Source organism: Thalassobacter sp. HA4-2, assembly GCF_055693705.1.
Genome location: NZ_JBVFUK010000001.1, coordinates 164,624 through 181,448, shown reverse-complemented (window position 1 = coordinate 181,448; position 16,825 = coordinate 164,624). Strand labels below are relative to the sequence as shown.

At 56.2% G+C, this 16,825-nt stretch carries 19 protein-coding genes and 2 pseudogenes; 12 read left to right on the top strand and 9 right to left on the bottom strand.

All coding sequences use genetic code 11. The features are described from left to right. Positions 1-78: 78 nt before the first annotated feature. Genes rph through ACZ1G0_RS00895 form a run of 5 tightly spaced genes read left to right on the top strand, consistent with a single transcriptional unit; the run spans position 79 to position 3,266 of the window. Positions 79-792 carry a ribonuclease PH gene (rph, locus tag ACZ1G0_RS00915; protein ID WP_472735220.1) on the top strand — a complete coding sequence of 238 codons (714 nt, stop codon included), beginning with the start codon at positions 79-81 and terminating at the stop codon, positions 790-792. Further along, positions 789-1,403 carry an RdgB/HAM1 family non-canonical purine NTP pyrophosphatase gene (gene rdgB / locus ACZ1G0_RS00910; protein ID WP_472735219.1) on the top strand — a complete coding sequence of 205 codons (615 nt, stop codon included), beginning with the start codon at positions 789-791 and terminating at the stop codon, positions 1,401-1,403. Before rph ends, rdgB begins: the two co-directional genes overlap by 4 nt. Positions 1,404-1,406: 3 nt before the next feature. After that, positions 1,407-1,787, top strand: a complete 381-nt coding sequence (locus ACZ1G0_RS00905; protein ID WP_472735218.1) for a RidA family protein — start codon at positions 1,407-1,409, stop codon at positions 1,785-1,787. Further along, on the top strand, positions 1,787-2,908 hold the full coding sequence (gene hemW / locus ACZ1G0_RS00900; protein WP_472735217.1) for a radical SAM family heme chaperone HemW: 1,122 nt from the start codon (positions 1,787-1,789) through the stop codon (positions 2,906-2,908). Before ACZ1G0_RS00905 ends, hemW begins: the two co-directional genes overlap by 1 nt. A 4-nt stretch (positions 2,909-2,912) precedes the next feature. Next, complete coding sequence (locus ACZ1G0_RS00895) at positions 2,913-3,266, top strand: YbaN family protein (RefSeq protein ID WP_472737748.1); 354 nt, start codon at positions 2,913-2,915, stop codon at positions 3,264-3,266. Here ACZ1G0_RS00895 and ACZ1G0_RS00890 read toward each other — a convergent pair. From ACZ1G0_RS00890 to hemJ, 7 genes and pseudogenes are all read right to left on the bottom strand, one after another. Beyond that, entirely contained in the window at positions 3,256-4,140 is an 885-nt protein-coding gene (locus ACZ1G0_RS00890; protein ID WP_472735216.1) for a ParB/RepB/Spo0J family partition protein, read from the bottom strand. The two genes, ACZ1G0_RS00895 and ACZ1G0_RS00890, sit on opposite strands and share 11 nt — an antisense overlap. Beyond that, positions 4,141-4,923 carry a ParA family protein gene (locus ACZ1G0_RS00885; RefSeq protein ID WP_472735215.1) on the bottom strand — a complete coding sequence of 261 codons (783 nt, stop codon included), beginning with the start codon at positions 4,921-4,923 and terminating at the stop codon, positions 4,141-4,143. After that, entirely contained in the window at positions 4,916-5,503 is a 588-nt protein-coding gene (gene rsmG / locus ACZ1G0_RS00880) for a 16S rRNA (guanine(527)-N(7))-methyltransferase RsmG (RefSeq protein WP_472735214.1), read from the bottom strand. Before rsmG ends, ACZ1G0_RS00885 begins: the two co-directional genes overlap by 8 nt. Beyond that, complete coding sequence (mnmG, locus tag ACZ1G0_RS00875; protein WP_472735213.1) at positions 5,500-7,371, bottom strand: tRNA uridine-5-carboxymethylaminomethyl(34) synthesis enzyme MnmG; 1,872 nt, start codon at positions 7,369-7,371, stop codon at positions 5,500-5,502. The genes rsmG and mnmG overlap by 4 nt, the downstream gene beginning before the upstream one ends. Positions 7,372-7,373: 2 nt before the next feature. Further along, positions 7,374-8,639: a tRNA uridine-5-carboxymethylaminomethyl(34) synthesis GTPase MnmE gene (gene mnmE, locus ACZ1G0_RS00870; RefSeq protein WP_472735212.1), complete on the bottom strand. Its 1,266-nt coding sequence runs from the start codon at positions 8,637-8,639 to the stop codon at positions 7,374-7,376. Positions 8,640-8,648: 9 nt separating this feature from the next. Then, a pseudogene (gene rho, locus ACZ1G0_RS00865) lies at positions 8,649-9,919 on the bottom strand (transcription termination factor Rho). A 109-nt stretch (positions 9,920-10,028) separates the two neighbouring features. Next, positions 10,029-10,478, bottom strand: a complete 450-nt coding sequence (hemJ, locus tag ACZ1G0_RS00860; protein WP_472735211.1) for a protoporphyrinogen oxidase HemJ — start codon at positions 10,476-10,478, stop codon at positions 10,029-10,031. A gap of 387 nt (positions 10,479-10,865) precedes the next feature. Here hemJ and ACZ1G0_RS00855 point away from each other — a divergent pair, with 387 nt between their 5' ends. The 4 genes and pseudogenes from ACZ1G0_RS00855 (at position 10,866) to dnaQ (ending at position 13,533) form a co-directional block, all read left to right on the top strand. After that, the gene (locus ACZ1G0_RS00855; RefSeq protein ID WP_472735210.1) at positions 10,866-11,456 is read left to right on the top strand and encodes a Maf family protein; all 591 of its coding nucleotides are present in this window, start codon (positions 10,866-10,868) and stop codon (positions 11,454-11,456) included. Beyond that, complete coding sequence (locus ACZ1G0_RS00850; protein ID WP_472735209.1) at positions 11,453-12,286, top strand: shikimate dehydrogenase; 834 nt, start codon at positions 11,453-11,455, stop codon at positions 12,284-12,286. The genes ACZ1G0_RS00855 and ACZ1G0_RS00850 overlap by 4 nt, the downstream gene beginning before the upstream one ends. Next, a pseudogene (gene coaE / locus ACZ1G0_RS00845) lies at positions 12,283-12,863 on the top strand (dephospho-CoA kinase). The gene ACZ1G0_RS00850 and the pseudogene coaE overlap by 4 nt, the downstream one beginning before the upstream one ends. After that, a complete protein-coding gene (gene dnaQ, locus ACZ1G0_RS00840; protein ID WP_472735208.1) occupies positions 12,856-13,533 on the top strand; it encodes a DNA polymerase III subunit epsilon in 678 nt (225 codons plus the stop codon). The pseudogene coaE and the gene dnaQ overlap by 8 nt, the downstream one beginning before the upstream one ends. A 49-nt stretch (positions 13,534-13,582) precedes the next feature. Here dnaQ and secB read toward each other — a convergent pair whose 3' ends face one another. Both secB and ACZ1G0_RS00830 read right to left on the bottom strand, forming a co-directional pair. Then, a complete protein-coding gene (gene secB / locus ACZ1G0_RS00835; RefSeq protein WP_472735207.1) occupies positions 13,583-14,083 on the bottom strand; it encodes a protein-export chaperone SecB in 501 nt (166 codons plus the stop codon). 42 nt (positions 14,084-14,125) lie between these two features. Next, the gene (locus ACZ1G0_RS00830; protein ID WP_472735206.1) at positions 14,126-14,593 is read right to left on the bottom strand and encodes an FxsA family protein; all 468 of its coding nucleotides are present in this window, start codon (positions 14,591-14,593) and stop codon (positions 14,126-14,128) included. 98 nt (positions 14,594-14,691) lie between these two features. Here ACZ1G0_RS00830 and ACZ1G0_RS00825 point away from each other — a divergent pair, with 98 nt between their 5' ends. The 3 genes from ACZ1G0_RS00825 to ACZ1G0_RS00815 are packed head-to-tail and all read left to right on the top strand — an operon-like array spanning position 14,692 to position 16,773. Continuing rightward, on the top strand, positions 14,692-15,357 hold the full coding sequence (locus ACZ1G0_RS00825; protein ID WP_472735205.1) for a Tim44/TimA family putative adaptor protein: 666 nt from the start codon (positions 14,692-14,694) through the stop codon (positions 15,355-15,357). Next, complete coding sequence (locus ACZ1G0_RS00820; protein WP_472735204.1) at positions 15,354-16,196, top strand: MltA domain-containing protein; 843 nt, start codon at positions 15,354-15,356, stop codon at positions 16,194-16,196. Before ACZ1G0_RS00825 ends, ACZ1G0_RS00820 begins: the two co-directional genes overlap by 4 nt. Next, a complete protein-coding gene (locus tag ACZ1G0_RS00815) occupies positions 16,186-16,773 on the top strand; it encodes a Smr/MutS family protein (RefSeq protein ID WP_472735203.1) in 588 nt (195 codons plus the stop codon). The genes ACZ1G0_RS00820 and ACZ1G0_RS00815 overlap by 11 nt, the downstream gene beginning before the upstream one ends. The last annotated feature ends 52 nt before the right edge of the window (positions 16,774-16,825 follow it).

Genomic DNA, 16,825 nt, shown 5'->3' with positions numbered 1-16,825 from the left:
CACGTCCCGGTCAATCGGCTTGCGCTTTGGTCCCCGCGTGGGCAGACAAGAGCAAATCTAAATGCCAGGAGATATCCCATGCGCCCATCCGGCCGCGAGCTTAATGAAATGCGCCCCATGTCCATCGAGGTGGGCTACACGAAACACGCCGAGGGATCCGTTCTGATTTCCTGTGGTGAAACGAAAGTGCTGTGCACCGCATCCTTAGAGGAACGCGTGCCACCGTTCCTGCGCAACACAGGCCAAGGCTGGGTCACGGCAGAATACGGCATGCTGCCCCGCGCCACCCACACCCGGGGCCGGCGCGAAGCTGCCAGCGGCAAGCAATCGGGCCGCACGCAGGAAATCCAGCGGCTGATCGGGCGGTCCTTGCGGGCCTGTATCGACCGGAACGCCTTGGGCGAACGCCAGATCACGGTTGATTGCGATGTGATCCAGGCCGACGGCGGCACCCGCTGTGCGTCGATTACCGGGGGTTGGGTTGCCCTGCGTCTTGCGGTGAACAAGCTGTTGAAGGCAGGCGATATCATCACCGACCCGATCACGGATCATGTAGCGGCGGTGTCTTGCGGGATCTATGCAGGCCAGCCTGTACTGGATCTGGACTACCCCGAGGACAGCCAGGCCGGAACGGATGGTAATTTCGTGATGACAGGCAACGGTGGGCTGATCGAAATTCAAGCCAGTGCCGAGGGCGCAACGTTCAGCGAAGATCAATTCGGAGAGTTGATGGGGTTGGCCAAAAAAGGTGTGGCCGAGCTGGTCGCTTGCCAAGCAGAGGCCACCAAGTGAGACAGTTCACAGGGGACAAACTGCTGATCGCCACGCACAACACGGGCAAGCTGGAGGAAATGCGCGCCCTATTGGACCCTTATGGCATCAGCTGCACCTCCAACGCGGACCACAACCTGCCTGAACCCGACGAGACCGAGACGACCTTCGTAGGAAACGCCCGCATCAAGGCACACGCGGCGGCGCAGGCCACAGGCCTGCCTGCTCTATCCGACGACAGCGGCATCACGGTGGATGGTCTGGGCGGTGCGCCCGGTGTCTATACTGCGGATTGGGCCGAAACGCCCAACGGGCGGGATTTCGTTATGGCCATGACCCGCACTTGGAACGAGTTGGAGGCCGCCAACGCCCCTCACCCTCGCACCGCCGCCTTCAACTGCACACTGGTTCTTGCTTGGCCCGATGGCCACGACGAAGTGTTCGAAGGTGTCATGCCCGGGCAGGTCGTCTGGCCCATGCGTGGCGATCAGGGGCACGGGTATGATCCGATATTTGTCCCGGACGGATATGACATTACGTTTGGCGAGATGGACCGTTGGGAGAAGAACAGAATCAGCCACCGCGCCCGCGCCGTCGAGAAACTGAAAGCCATTCTGCCCGCAAAGGACTGATCCATGACGAAACGCCTGATCTCCACCGGATCGCCTTTTGAGGTCGAAGTCGGATATTCCCGCGCCGTGGTTCAGGGTGACTGGTGTTTCATGGCCGGTGTCACCGGTTATGATTACATCACCATGGAAATACCCCAGACGATTACAAAACAGGCAGAGAATTGTTTTGCCACTGTCAAATCGGTGTTGGGTCAGGCGGGGTTTGATATGTCACACGTGGTGCGCGTTACGCACTATATCTCGGACCGGGCGTTGGTGGATCAGGTGGTTCCGATCCTTGGCGCACATTTGGGCGAGGTTCGCCCGGCCGCGACCATGGTGATCGCGCAGTTGATGAAACCAGAAATGCTATATGAAATCGAAGTTACGGCGTTTCGCGGCTGATGTTTGGGCTGTACCTTCATTGGCCGTTTTGTCAGGCCAAGTGCCCTTATTGTGACTTCAACAGTCATGTGTCCGCGGCGATTGACCAAGATCGCTGGCAACGCGCCTATCTGACAGAGCTTGACCGTTATTCAGCCGAAACAGGGCCAAAAGTGCTGCATAGTGTCTTTTTTGGGGGCGGCACCCCTTCCCTGATGCAACCCGAATTAGTTCACGCGATACTTGAACGCGTTCGGAAATTATGGCCCACAGCCAATGACCTGGAGGTCACCCTTGAAGCAAACCCCACCAGCATCGAGGCGGGCCGTTTCAAGGGATACCGCGCCGCTGGTGTTTCACGTGTGTCCATGGGCGCACAGGCGCTCAATGACGCGGACCTCAAAGCGCTTGGGCGCATGCATTCCGTTAAGGAAGCAATGCAAGCTTTTGATATTGCGCGACAAACCTTTGACCGTGTGTCCTTCGACCTGATCTATGCGCGCCAGGATCAGACCTTAGATCAATGGAAAGACGAATTAAATCAAGCTCTTAGCATGGCAGTGGATCACCTGTCCCTGTATCAATTGACGATTGAAGACGGCACTGCCTTCGGTGATCGGTTCGCCCGTGGCCGTCTGCGCGGCCTGCCGGACGACGATCTGGGTGCGGATATGTATGACATGACCCAAGAGATCACGGACAAACACGGCTTTCCGGCTTATGAAATCTCGAACCACGCCGCGCCCGGGTCTGAAAGTCGCCATAACTTAATCTATTGGCGCGGGGGTGAATGGGTCGGGATTGGGCCAGGCGCCCACGGTCGGCTTGACCTAGACGGGCAACGTATCGCGACGGATACGCCCAAGGCCCCGCTCGGGTGGCTGAAACAGGTCGAGGACACGGGCAACGGAGATGGCACGCGTGAAATCCTGCCCGAAGATGAAATCAGGACCGAATACCTGATGATGGCGCTGCGCCTGACGGAAGGTGCTGAATTGCAGCGCTGCGGCGCACTTCCCTCGGACAAAGTCACACAATTGCAAGATTTAGACCTTATCGACCTAAGCAAAACACATATCCGCGCTACCTCCAGGGGAAAGCCGGTTCTAAATGGCATATTACGAGAGCTTTTGGCGGGGTAGCCCGATGCGGGTGTTTTGGTTTATCGGCGGCTGCATCGCCTTTGCCCTCGGGCTATTGGGGGTTCCGTTGCCTCTATTACCCACCGTACCGTTCATGTTACTTGCCGCATTCTGCTTTGCACGATCTTCAACAACCCTGCACGATTGGTTAGTGGGTCACCCGATGTTTGGTCCACCGATCACCGCATGGCGTGAACACGGGGCGATCAGTAGACGCGGCAAGTACGCTGCGACAGTGGCAATGGCCGGAGCATTTGCGATCGCAGCCATGATGGGCGTGGCAGCGACAGTTCTGATCCTACAGGTTATGGTGCTGTGTTGCGTTGGCGCCTTTATCTGGTCGCGGCCTACTGTCTAGACGAAAGCAACCGGCACAGCGCATCCAGATCGTCCAGCGACTTGTACCGGATCGAAAGCGTGCCGCCCTCGCCCGTATGGTTTATATCAACCGCCATTCCGAGCGCGGCAGACAGATCCCCTTCCAGGGCCCGTGTGTCCGCATCCTTAGACACCTTCGGGCGCGGAGAGTTTGACTTAGGCTCTGATTTACCCTTTGCCAATCGCTCTGTCTCCCGGACCGAGAGCCCCTTGGCGATAACTTCCTTAGCAAGCGCCACGGGATTGTCGGCAGTGATCAGCGCGCGTGCATGGCCTGCGGTCAACTTGCCCTCGCGCACATGGTTCTGAATATCCTCCGGCAAATTGAGCAGCCGCAGTAGGTTCGCGATATGGCTGCGCGACTTGCCCAAAGCCTCGGCCAGTTTTTCCTGGGTGTGACCGAAACGATCCATCAACTGACGAAACCCTGCGGCCTCTTCTACAGGGTTCAGATCGGCCCGCTGAATGTTTTCGATTATAGCAACTTCGAGGACTTCAGTGTCGTCGAACTCCCGCAAGATCACCGGCAACTCATGCAACTGCGCCGCCTGCGCCGCACGCCACCGACGTTCGCCAGCAACAATCTGATATTCACCCGTACGCTGCGGATCAGGGCGCACGATGAGCGGCTGTATCACGCCCTTTTCCTTAACGGATGCAGTCAAATCACGCATGTCGTCAGGAGTGAAGGTTCGGCGCGGCTGATCCGGGTTCGGATGCACGCGCTCTACCGGGACCATCAGGTCTGGGCGACGTGGGCTAGCGGGCACCTCTGCACCTGCCTCGGGCGTAACATCCGCCATCAACGCAGACAGGCCACGGCCCAAGCCACGGCGTTCTTTCTTATCAGCCATCTAAACGTCCTTCCCGTTGCGGTGCAGCAGTTCTGTTGCCAGTGATTTATAGGCCACGGCCCCGCGCGACGATGGGTCAAAATTTGTCACCGGCATACCGTAACTGGGCGCTTCGGACAGACGTACATTGCGCGGGATCATTGTCTTAAACACAAGATCGCCAAGGTTTTCGCGGGCATCATCTTCGACTTGGGCGCAAAGGTTATTGCGCTTGTCAAACATAGTCAGAACAACACCTTCGATACGCAGCCCTTTATTCGCGGTTTCACGGACCTCGCGCACAGACAACAACAGTTGGCTCAAACCTTCTAGTGCAAAGAATTCAGCCTGAAGCGGGACCAGAACCGAATTGGCGGCCACAAAGGCATTCACCGTCAAAAGGTTCAGTGAAGGCGGACAATCTATCAGGATATAGTCAAAGTTGTCCGAATAAGGATCGCGCAGCGCCTCACGCATCAAGATCACACGCTGATCGATCTTGCTTAATTCAATATCTGCAGAACTGAGGTCCGTCGTACCCGGAATGATCGAAAGATTGGGAACCTCCGTCTGTTGGACAGCAGTCGACAAGGCAACGTCATCCAGCAAAATGTCATAAGCGGTCACTTCGCGATCTTCCGGCTCGATCCCCAAGCCGGTGGAGGCATTTCCCTGAGGGTCGATATCGATCAGAAGAACGGTCTGGCCCTTTGCTGCCAAAGCAGCTCCAAGATTTATGGATGTTGTTGTTTTGCCAACGCCCCCTTTCTGGTTGGCGATGGCGATAATTCTTGGTTTAGGCACGTGCAATGTCCTTGATCTTAAAAATCACAGCACCAGAGTCCGTCTGGCTGATCACCGTTTGAACATCAAAGCTGTGACTTTCAAGGGCTTGCCGCAGCTCTTCTCTATGACTGGCGCCCTTAAGGAAAAGCGCGGTGCCGTTTGGACACAGATGCTGAATCGCATAGTCCAAAAGCTGGGACAAAGGCGCGAGGGCGCGCGCAGACAGAATATCAGCATTCAGTGGTTCAAGCGCTTCAATCCGGGCTGAAATTACCGTTGCATGAAGCCCAATCTCGCGGATGGCAGTGCGCAGAAAAGCACCCTTCCGCTGATCGCTTTCCACCAGCGTATACCGACGCGTGGGATCATCTGCAGTCATACAAGCCAGAACGATCGCGGGAAACCCTCCGCCCGATCCCAGATCAACCCAATGACGACCCCCGGGATCAACGTCCAAAAGCTGCGCTGAATCTGCAAAATGACGTGATTGAAGCTCGGCCAGCGAGGACTTGGACACGAGGTTTATCTTCGGATTCCACTTGCGGACGAGGTGCGCGAAGTGATCCAGCCGCTCAGATGTTTCACGTGAAACAGTCATGCGCGTTTTCGCTGATCTTGTTTTAACTTCGCAAGAATCAATGTGAGCGCCGCTGGCGTCATCCCGTCAATTCGGCTGGCTTGGCCTAATGTCTCCGGTTCTACCGTGGACAGTTTCGACTTGAGCTCATTCGATAGTCCCTCAAGTCCTTCGTATGCAAAACCGCGCGGAATGATCTGCGCTTCATCGCGCTTCATCGCCGCGACGTCATCGCGTTGCCGTTCAACATAACTTGCATAGATCGCGTCACGCTCAATCTGTTGCACAATCTCGGGATCCGCCGACAGATCAGGCCATATTACGACCAGACGCTCAAAACTAATGTTTGGAAAAGCCAACAGGTCAAAAGCAGAACGACGTTGGCCATCTTCCTTTACCATCAGGCCAACCTCGCGCGCTTGCTTCGGCGTGAGTACCTTTGCATCAAGCGATGCACGCGATACACTCAAAGCATCCATCTTTGCTTCAAAAACCTTTGACCGTTTTTTTCCGACGGTGCCTATCTCAATTCCAAGAGGCGTGAGGCGTTGATCTGCATTGTCTGCTCGCAACGACAGACGAAACTCAGCGCGGCTTGTAAACATCCGGTATGGCTCTGTCACACCACGCGTGACAAGATCGTCAATCATCACTCCAATATAGCTTTGAGAGCGAGAGAACATCACGGCTTCTTGCTCCCTAACGAGGCGAACGGCATTGATCGCCGCAACCATGCCCTGGGCTGCCGCCTCCTCGTAGCCGGTTGTGCCGTTAATCTGACCTGCAAGGAACAGTCCAGGCGCGTTCTTAACCTCAAGGGTTGGGCGCAATGCCCTTGGATCCACGTAATCGTACTCAATCGCGTAGCCCGGTTGCAGAATCTCTGCCTTCTCTAACCCCTTGATGGAACGTACATAGGCGTGCTGCACATCTTCGGGTAACGACGTGCTGATGCCATTTGGATAGATCACATTGTCTGACAGACTTTCAGGTTCCAGAAAAATCTGATGGCTGTCTTTGTCAGCAAAACGGACAACCTTATCTTCAATGGACGGACAGTAACGGGGCCCAACACCATCAATATGGCCGCCATACATGGCCGACCGTTCAAGATTCGCCTCGATGATCTCATGAGTGCGCGCATTTGTATGCGTTATGCCGCAAGAGACTTGGCGACAAGCGGGAAACTTGTTCAGAAAGCTGAACACAACAGGATCGTCGTCAGCTGGCTGCATCTCGAGCCCGTCCCAATTGATGGACCGGCTATCAATACGAGGCGGTGTGCCTGTTTTCAGCCGTCCCAACGGTAGGTCGAATTCATCGATCCGCTCTGCCAATTTGATCGAAGGGTTGTCTTCCATCCGACCACCCGGATACGAGACGTCACCAATGTGAATAACGCCGCGCAGGAATGTTCCGGTGGTCAGAACTACAGCTCCAGCAGAAATCTGCGATCCGTCGGCCAGCACTATGCCAACGACGCGCTCTCCCTGCACCAGAAAATCAGCGACTTCTCCCTCAATGATGGACAGGTTTTCAGTATTCTGAAGCTCAGACAGCATCGTTCGCCGATATACATGACGGTCGGCCTGGGTCCGTGGCCCCTGAACAGCGGGTCCCTTTCGACGGTTCAACAGGCGGAACTGAATGCCCGACGCATCTGCGACACGGCCCATCAGACCATCCATAGCATCGATCTCGCGCACAAGATGCCCCTTCCCCAACCCACCAATAGCGGGGTTACAGGACATCACACCGATCCCTGATAGGTTCAAGGTGATCAATGCAGTGCGAGCACCCATACGGGCCGCCGCATGCGCAGCGTCACAGCCAGCATGACCGCCACCAACAACAATAACATCGAAGTCAAAATGTTTCACGTGAAACACTCCTACTTTCCAAGACAGAATGACGAGAAAACTTCGTCTAGCACGTTCTCCACACCAACGCGACCAATGATCGCTTCTAGCGCCTGCACCGAGCCATAGATTTCCGCCGCAAGGATTTCTGGCTCCACCATATCAATATCCGACAGCACATGGGATATACGTTCCCTCGCAGTTGAAATAGCCACCCGATCACGTTCTCTCGAAATCAATCCCACGTTCGAGACACGCTGCTGAAGCTGCGCAGTAATATCGGCAACCAGTTCATCCAAACCTTCTCCGGTCTTCGCCGATAGCCCTTGACCCGTTAGATCTGCTTTCGAGACACGCACAATATCACCGGGCTGTGGCTGCACTTCTGGGTGCGCATCAATACCAGGCAAAAGAATGACCCGTAAACTGGCTGCCTCGGCCCGGGCCTTCGCCAAAGCAACACCCATTTTTTCAACGGTATCATCCGTATCACGGATACCCGCCGTATCTAGTAGCGTCACCGGAAGGCCCCCAAGGTCCATCCGAACCTCAACAACGTCGCGCGTTGTACCCGCCACCTCTGAGGTGATTGCCGCCTCACGCCCCGCCAAAGCATTCAGAAGCGTAGATTTTCCAACATTCGGCGGTCCGACGATTGCTACCTCAAATCCACGCCGCAATTCTTGCGCTGCTGACACCCCAGCGGATTGAGTGCCAAGACTTTCAAGCGTCCGGGTCAGTAGAGTGATGACCTCAGGATACACGTTCTCGGGCACTTCTTCGTCTGCGAAATCAATGGTCGCCTCAAGTAACGCTGCAGCCCGGATCAAGTCCGAGCGCCACAATTCTACCTGTTGGCGCAAAGCACCTGAAAAGACATGCATCGCTTCGCGACGTTGGACCTCGGTTTCAGCATCAATCAGATCGCCCAACCCCTCGACTTCGGTCAGGTCCATTTTGTCGTTCAACAAGGCGCGTCTCGTGAACTCTCCGGGTTCCGCCAATCGAGCCAGCCCGGTTTCTGAGATTGCCTGCATCACCGCCGCGACAATAGCGATAGAGCCGTGTAAGTGGAGTTCGACGACGTCTTCACCCGTGAAACTGTTAGGCGCCTGGAACGTCAATATCAGGGCCTGATCAAGAACATCATCCCCGTTGCGCAACACGCGCAAACCCATCCGATCTGGCAGCGTGCCAGCCAGACCTACACCAACCGCATGCGCAGCGGGACCGGACAGGCGCACCACGGCAACGCCCGCCTTTCCTTGCGCTGTTGCCAGTGCGTAGATGGTATCCATAGGTTGTCCCTAGGAGTTCATGGAATCGAAGAAATCTGAATTTGTCTTGGTCTGCTTCAGCTTCCCGATTAGGAATTCGATCGCATCTGTTGTCCCCATGGGGTTCAGGATCCGACGCAGGACAAAGGTTTTCTGCAAGTCTTTTGAATCGACCAGCAAGTCTTCTTTCCGAGTGCCGGATTTCAGAATGTCCATCGCAGGGTAAACCCGTTTATCCGCGATCTTGCGATCCAGGACGATTTCGGAGTTACCGGTGCCTTTGAATTCTTCAAAGATTACCTCGTCCATCCGAGACCCCGTGTCGATCAGGGCCGTTGCGATGATCGTCAAGGAACCACCTTCCTCGATATTCCGCGCGGCACCAAAGAACCGTTTTGGCCGCTGCAAGGCGTTTGCATCCACACCACCGGTCAGAACTTTGCCCGACGACGGTACAGTCGTATTGAAGGCACGACCCAGTCGAGTGATGGAGTCGAGCAAAATCACGACGTCGCGCTTGTGTTCGACCAGACGTTTCGCCTTTTCAATCACCATTTCGGACACGGCCACGTGGCGCGTGGAGGGTTCATCGAAGGTAGACGAAATGACTTCGCCCTTCACAGAACGCTGCATGTCCGTCACCTCTTCGGGACGTTCGTCAATCAGCAGAACCATGAGGTAGCATTCTGGGTGATTGGTCTCGATGGACTTGGCGATGTTCTGCAAAAGAACCGTCTTACCCGTGCGTGGGGGGCAACGATAAGCGACCGTTGGCCTTTCCCAATGGGCGCCACAAGATCGATGATACGCGCAGACCGGTCCTTGAGGGTTGGATCCTCAATCTCCATCTTCAAACGCTCATCCGGATACAGGGGGGTCAGGTTGTCGAAAGAGACTTTATGTTTGGCCTTTTCCGGCGCCTCGAAGTTGATCGAGTTTACCGTTGTCAGGGCAAAGTAACGCTCGTTCTCGTCCGGCGCGACCATAACCCCGTCGACGGTGTCGCCAGTACGTAGCGAATGCGCACGGATCACGTCGGGGGATACGTAGATATCGTCAGGGCCGGGCAGATAGTTCGCCTCGGGCGAGCGCAGAAAACCAAAGCCATCTTGCAGCACTTCCAAAACACCGTCGCCCGTAATCTCCCAGCCTTCGTCGGCCCGTTCGCGCAGAATCGAGAACATCATCTCACCTTTGCGCATGGTCGAAGCGTTTTCGATCTCCAGCTCTTCTGCGAGGGGAAGCAAGTCCTTAGCGGGCTTGGCTTTAAGATCTCCGAGAGAGAGTTTTTCTGTGGACATGTTAGGTCCTCCGGCGCGACTGCGCATCGTATGTGTCGTCAAAGGGGATCGGTTGTCGGGCCAGGACGGCCCACCGTTGCCACGCAGCTATGCCGCCGGCGCCAAAAAGTCAAAAGGGTTTTACGATCACCATGATGACGATGACGATCAACAGCACGGTCGGCACCTCGTTCATCATCCGGTAGGTGCGACCGGTCAGCTGTTCTTGATCCACCATCAAGTCCTTTCGCCGTTTGCCCAACCAGTGGTGAAACCACGTCATTGCCAGAACCGCGGCAAACTTTGGCCAGAACCAAAATGCGCCTGCGATCACACCAGGAGTTGCTGCCAGCGCAAGACCAAACACCCAGGTGGCGATCATGGCAGGATTCATAATCGCACGCAAAAGCCGGCGTTCCATCGTCTGGAACAGACCAGCCGTGTCACCGGTGTTTCCGACAACCTCCACGTGATAAACGTAAAGCCTGGGTAGATAGAACAGACCAGCCATCCATGCGATTACAGAGATCACATGCAGTGCCTTGGTCCATGGATATACGGTCAGAAGAAAATCAGTCATAGCGCGTCCTCGTTGGAACTGACGTACCCTTAATAAATATAAAGAAAAAGATAATTGTTGTTCTTAGTAGGGCCTGTGAAGAACGGGGGTAACTGGTGTTATGCAAGATCTGATTTGTTCACATCCATATTCGTGTGTATAACGCAGAAAATATAATTTTATTAGCATTATCAAAGGATTATATAGTATATGACCTGTGGATAGTCCAATTTTGTTCTCGTGGACCTTTTATTTCTTGCACAGGTAAGGGTCATGCACATCCGATCACTGATACCCCGGGGGTAAGGCAATCAGAAAGCCGGTGTTTTCCCCAGAAAATTGCGCTACCGCTTTGTTCACAGTTTTTTAAGCTCTCTTAACAACCGACTTACGCAAAGGGTTATCCCCATGCTCACCCTCGCCTCCGCCTCGTCGATTCGCCTTAAGCTGCTGCAAAATGCGCAGGTTCCGGTTGAAGTGCGCAAAGCCCCCGTCGACGAAGAGATGATCAAGGCGTCCCTTTTGTCTGAACAGGCGAAGCCCCGCGATATTGCCGACACTTTGGCTGAGCTGAAGGCGCGGCGGGTGGCGGACAAAGGCATACCGGGCATGGTTCTGGGCTGTGATCAGGTGTTGGAATTAAGGGGCCAGATGTTCTCCAAACCCGAAACCCCAGACCAAGCCCGGGCGCAGCTGCGCGCTCTGTCCGGTCAAACGCACAAATTGCTGTCCGCCGCGGTGATCGTCGAGGATGCCAAGCCAGTCTGGCGCTTCATCGGTGAAGCGAAGTTGACCATGCGCACCCTGCCCGACGCCTACATTGACGCCTATGTTGAACGGAATTGGGACAGCATCCGCTGGTCTGTGGGGGCCTATAAACTGGAAGAAGAAGGCGCGCGCTTGTTTCACCGGATCGATGGGGATTATTTTACGGTGCTTGGCCTGCCGCTGTTGCCCCTGCTAGGCTATCTTGTGACCAGAGGAGTGATCGACGGATGACCGACAAACTCATTCTTGCGGGCGTCATTGGACAGCCTATCGGACATTCCCGCTCCCCGGCTTTGCACGGACATTGGCTGGATCGGTATAGGATCAACGGTCACTATATTCCGATGGAGGTTGCGTCGTCTGATTTGCAGGACGCGCTGATCACCTTGCCGAAGCTGGGGTTTCGGGGCGTGAACGTGACGATCCCTCACAAAGAGGCTGTCTTGGATTTGGCCGACAGCGTTACGGATCGCGCGGCCTTGATCGGGGCAGCGAACACTTTGACCTTTTCTTCCGATGGGCGCGTGCAGGCGGATAACACCGATGGCATCGGGTTCTTGTCCAACGTGAAACACTACGCACCTAGCTGGGATCCGCAGTCTGGTCCGGCTGTGGTGCTGGGTGCGGGCGGCGCTGCGCGTGCTATCATCGCCGCGTTGATCGGCGCAGGCGTGCCCCGCATCCGGTTAACCAATCGAACTCGCGTGCGAGCCGATCAGTTGCGCGCCCATTTCGGGGCAAAGGTCGAGGTCGTGGACTGGGCGCAGGCCGGAAACATTCTTGATGGTGCGGGACTGCTGGTGAATACGACGTCCCTTGGTATGACAGGGCAGGCAGAGCTGCGGGTGCCGCTGGATGGTCTGTCCCCGGCGACTGTCGTGACGGATATCGTTTACGCGCCGCTGCGGACGCAATTGCTCAAAACGGCAGAGGCGGCGGGATGTACCACGGTCGATGGTCTTGGGATGTTGCTATATCAGGCTGCCCCGGGTTTCGAGCGGTGGTTCGGTACGACCCCAACCGTGGACGAAGACCTGCGCCGCGCGGTGCTGTCCGCATGATCGTTCTGGGACTAACCGGCGGGATTGGCATGGGCAAAAGCACCACTGCCCAGATGTTTGCGGATCGCGGCGTGCCCGTATGGGATGCAGATGGCGCCGTGCACCGGATGTATGCCGAGGGGGTGCGGCCGTCGCGAAAGTGGCTCAGCACTTCCCCACTGCCGTACACCGGGATCGCGTGGATCGCAGCCACCTCAAGGCCCTGATCCAAGAAGACCCCGCCCGCCTGAAAGTCATCGAAGGGATCGTGCATCCCTTGGTGGCTGCCGATCGAGAGAGTTTTCTGGCGAAACATTCTGACGCGTCCGTAGTTGTCGTGGACATACCGCTGCTGTTCGAGACAGGGGCCGAAGATCAGATGGACTATGTTGCGGTCGTTCACGTGGATGATGAAATCCAACGCGAACGGGTCTTAGCTCGGGGCACGATGTCCGAGGATCAGTTCGAGATCATCAAATCCCATCAGATGCCCAACGCAGAAAAGTGCCAGCGCGCGGATTTTGTGATCCCCACGGTGGACATGGAAACGGCGACGGCACAGGTAGACGGGATATTGGAGGCGTTGCAAAATGCGTGAGATCGTATTCGACACGGAAACCACAGGTTTCAACCCAAATGAAGGCGACCGTATTGTCGAAATCGGCGCGGTGGAGTTGAACAACCACGTGCCCACGGGCCGCACCTATCACCAATACATCAACCCTGAACGCGACATGCCTGAGGGTGCGTTTCAGGTACACGGCTTGTCGATTGATTTCCTCAAGGATTTCCCCACCTTTGCTAAGATCGGGCAGGACTTTCTCGATTTTGTTGGGGATGCAAAGCTGGTGGCCCATAACGCCCAGTTTGACCTGCGGTTCATGAATGCTGAATTCGGCTGGGCCAACCTGCCGCAAATCCCACCCTCGCAAATCGTGGATTCGCTTGAAATTGCGCGCAAACGGTTTCCCGGGGCCCAGAACTCCTTGGATGCTTTGTGTCGTCGGTTCGGTGTCGACAACTCCGCCCGGGAAAAGCACGGCGCACTTTTGGACAGTGAAATCCTTGCCGAAGTCTACCTAGAGCTGATCGGCGGGCGGCAGCCTGATTTTGGCCTAGCCGGGACGGGTCAACAGACGGGCAATGGTCGCCGCGCTGGACAACGTCCCGTGCCATTGGCCCCTCGGATCACAGAGGCGGAAAAGCAGGCGCACGAGGCATTTGTGGCCAAGATGGGCGACGCGGCCCTTTGGGTGAAACTGCAATAAAAAAACGCCGCACCCTAGGGCACGGCGTCTAGTAAAATCAGACCTTAAATCAGGACTTCGGCGCGGCATCCGCCTCTGCCTGCATCCGCCGGGCAATCTCTTGGCGGTACAGGTTCACAAAGTCGATCTGTTCCAAGTTAAGGGGCGGGAAACCACCGTCGCGGGTCACGTCCGACACGATGCGGCGCACAAATGGGAACAGCATGCGCGGACATTCGATCAACAGGTAGGGATGCAACTGCGCCTCTGGGATGTTTTCGATGTAGAAAATCCCGGCATAGTCCAGCTCCATTAGGAAGATCGGCTGCTCGGTTCCTTTGGCTTTGGCATCAATTTTCAGCTTCATCGCCACGTTGAACTGGTTGTCTTCGCTGCGCTTGCCGGCATCGAGACCAACCTGAACATTGATATCAGGCTGTGCCTCGCCTTGGATACCCTTTTGGGCGGCGATGTTTTCAAATGACATGTCCCGGGTGAACTGGCCCAAAACCTTCATCTGGGGGGCGGCGGGTTGTTCCGGTGCGGCGGCAGGGGTGTTTTCTTCGGCCATTGTGGCTCTCCAATTCAAAAATCTCTGGGCGGGGATATCAGCCTAGTCAGGCTTGGTCCAGCCAGAGGGGCGCGACGGGTCGTGGCGAATGGGTTCTGCATCAATCACATCGTCTTCGGCACGTGGATTGCCACTGCGCTGGCCGCCAAACTCAAAGCTTTGCACTTTTACCTTGGTCCGCAGATATCGCAGCAAGGCAGACCGGACGCCGGGCACCAACAGGGCAAATCCCACCGCGTCAGTGAAAAATCCCGGTGTCAGCAGTAACAGACCCGATGCAAGGATCATTGCCCCATGGGCCAGCGGTTCGGTCGGGTCGCGTAGTTCCGAAAACGACCGTTGCAGACGTGCCATTTCGGCCAGACCCTGACTGCGCACTAAATAGGTGCCCAATGCGGCGGTCGCGATCACGATGGCTAGCGTCGGAAACAGGCCCAGCCAACCGCCCACTTGAATGAACAAAGCGATCTCTATGATGGGAACCGAGACAAAGATCCAAAATAACCACATGAAAGATATCCTTTTTCGGGGTCTTGTGGACTTGACCCCCTGCCCGCCTTACATAGGTAACGGGCAGTCAAATTAAAACGCCAGCCCGGGATCTAACGATGGAAAACGCCGTGATACAACTTCTGGTCCTGGCAGGGATCGCACTCTTCCTCATCCTCCGCCTTAAAAATGTGCTTGGCACCCGTGACGGGTTCGAAGCGCCTCCGAAAGATTTGCCCGACTCTGTCACTGGCCGCCAAGTGCGCCGTGACTTCGAGGTGATCGAAGGCGGCCCTGATCGCGACATCACGGATCATGTCGATGATGGCACCGACAGTGCCAAGGCACTGGCCGCCATGAAAATGGCAGAGCCAGGATTTAACGTGTCCGAATTCATCGGGGGTGCCCGCGGTGCTTACGAGATGATCCTGATGGCATTTGAGAATGGTGATATCGACGACATCAAACCCTTTCTGTCCGATGATGTAGAGCAAGCCTTCGTAGACGTGATTGCGGATCGCGAAGACAAGGGCCTGACAATTGACGCAAACTTTGTGGGCGTCCGCGAAGTCACTTTGCAAGAGGCCACGTTTGATCGTGACACCAATTACGGTGAAGTGACCCTGCGCTTTGTGGGTGAGCTGACAAGCGTTGTGCGTAACGCCGATGGTGAGATTATTGAAGGCAGCCCGAACGAGATCAAGAAAGCACGTGACGTCTGGACCTTTGGCCGCGAGATGGGGTCAGACGATCCCAACTGGCAGTTGACGGCGACGGGCGGGTGACCCTGCGTTTCACGGATTTGCCCGGCTGGGATCGGGACGACCACGCCGCCGCATTGGCGGCGTTTGTCGTTTCAGCGCCTGAACATGCGGGCGTTCGCGATGCGCGTCGGTTTTTCGAGGACAACTTTGAACTCGCGCCCTTTCAACAGGCCCATTTCACAGGGTACTATGAGCCGGAGGTACAGGCCTCGCCCGTTTGGACGCCTGATTTCACCGCGCCCTTGCACCGTGATTTTGGCTGCACCGCCCCCCGCGCGCAGATCGTCTACGCCGATCTTGGAAAGGGGCACGAAATCGCGTGGGTCCGTGATCCGGTCGAGGTATTTTTTGTCCAAGTGCAAGGATCTGCCCGATTGCGTTTCCCCGATGGAAGAACGCAGCGCATCGGTTTCGCGGCCAAAAACGGCCATCCTTACGTATCGGTCGGCAAAGTTCTGATTGAGCGCGGGGAGCTACAAGCCGCCACCATCACTGCGGATCAAGTCAAGGATTGGGTTCGGTTGCACAGCGACGAGGTGTTGCTGGAAAACCCTTCTTACGTGTTTTTTCGTGAACAGGACATCCCCGAACACTCCGGTCCACTTGGTGCGATGGACCTGCCGGTGACCTCCGGGCGTAGCATTGCCGTGGATCCGGACCATTGCCCCCTTGGCACGCCCGTGTGGATCGAGGCTCCGGATGGTAACCGTCTGGTCATCGCCCAAGATATCGGCAGCGCCATCAAGGGTGCACATCGTGTCGATATCTTTTATGGAACAGGGGCAACGGCGGGCGCACAGGCCGCCACAATGAACGGCACCGGGCGCATGGTACAGCTGAGGGCGAAAGATGGCGCGTAAACGCAAAGGTCTGTCGGAAGAGGAGAGAGAGCTTTGGTCCCGTGTGATCGAGACCGCGGATCCCTTGCACCGCCGCGCCCAGCATATCGCCCCCGCCGCCCAACAGCCCAAGCCCAAGATGCGCACGCCACACAAGATCAACCCCTTTGATATTGGCCAGACCGCTCGCGCCACAACGCCGCGCCATGATCTGTTGCCCAGTATCCGTGACCAAGTCCATGCTGCACCTCTGCGCATGGATGGCAAGACTCACCAACGGATGAAGCGAGGCAAACTGCGGCCAGAGGGTAAGCTGGACCTGCATGGCATGACGCTGGCCTCGGCCCACCCCACCCTGACCCGATTTGTGCAAAGTGCTTATGCCGATGGGAAACGGCTGGTGCTGGTCGTGACAGGTAAGGGCAAAAGCAAGCAGGACGAAGGCCCAATCCCGATCCGGCGCGGAGTTTTGAAACACCAAGTGCCCCAATGGCTGTCCATGCCGCCCCTCGGGGCGATCGTGTTGCAAGTCACTGAATCACATCAGTCCCACGGTGGTAGCGGCGCCTATTACGTCTATCTGCGCAGGCATCGCTAGACTGGACATTCTGTCCAGTTTAGGCCCAACCTACCACAGTCCATGGTCATTG

Excerpts from the sequence above, each read along its gene's own strand:
- rph (WP_472735220.1), top strand. The coding sequence starts at position 79 with ATGCGCCCATCCGGCCGCGAGCTTAATGAAATGCGCCCCATGTCCATC.
- ACZ1G0_RS00905 (WP_472735218.1), top strand. The coding sequence starts at position 1,407 with ATGACGAAACGCCTGATCTCCACCGGATCGCCTTTTGAGGTCGAAGTC.
- hemW (WP_472735217.1), top strand. The coding sequence starts at position 1,787 with ATGTTTGGGCTGTACCTTCATTGGCCGTTTTGTCAGGCCAAGTGCCCT.
- ACZ1G0_RS00895 (WP_472737748.1), top strand. The coding sequence starts at position 2,913 with ATGCGGGTGTTTTGGTTTATCGGCGGCTGCATCGCCTTTGCCCTCGGG.
- ACZ1G0_RS00890 (WP_472735216.1), bottom strand. The coding sequence starts at position 4,140 with ATGGCTGATAAGAAAGAACGCCGTGGCTTGGGCCGTGGCCTGTCTGCG.
- rsmG (WP_472735214.1), bottom strand. The coding sequence starts at position 5,503 with ATGACTGTTTCACGTGAAACATCTGAGCGGCTGGATCACTTCGCGCAC.
- mnmE (WP_472735212.1), bottom strand. The coding sequence starts at position 8,639 with ATGGATACCATCTACGCACTGGCAACAGCGCAAGGAAAGGCGGGCGTT.
- hemJ (WP_472735211.1), bottom strand. The coding sequence starts at position 10,478 with ATGACTGATTTTCTTCTGACCGTATATCCATGGACCAAGGCACTGCAT.
- ACZ1G0_RS00855 (WP_472735210.1), top strand. The coding sequence starts at position 10,866 with ATGCTCACCCTCGCCTCCGCCTCGTCGATTCGCCTTAAGCTGCTGCAA.
- ACZ1G0_RS00850 (WP_472735209.1), top strand. The coding sequence starts at position 11,453 with ATGACCGACAAACTCATTCTTGCGGGCGTCATTGGACAGCCTATCGGA.
- dnaQ (WP_472735208.1), top strand. The coding sequence starts at position 12,856 with ATGCGTGAGATCGTATTCGACACGGAAACCACAGGTTTCAACCCAAAT.
- secB (WP_472735207.1), bottom strand. The coding sequence starts at position 14,083 with ATGGCCGAAGAAAACACCCCTGCCGCCGCACCGGAACAACCCGCCGCC.
- ACZ1G0_RS00830 (WP_472735206.1), bottom strand. The coding sequence starts at position 14,593 with ATGTGGTTATTTTGGATCTTTGTCTCGGTTCCCATCATAGAGATCGCT.
- ACZ1G0_RS00825 (WP_472735205.1), top strand. The coding sequence starts at position 14,692 with ATGGAAAACGCCGTGATACAACTTCTGGTCCTGGCAGGGATCGCACTC.
- ACZ1G0_RS00815 (WP_472735203.1), top strand. The coding sequence starts at position 16,186 with ATGGCGCGTAAACGCAAAGGTCTGTCGGAAGAGGAGAGAGAGCTTTGG.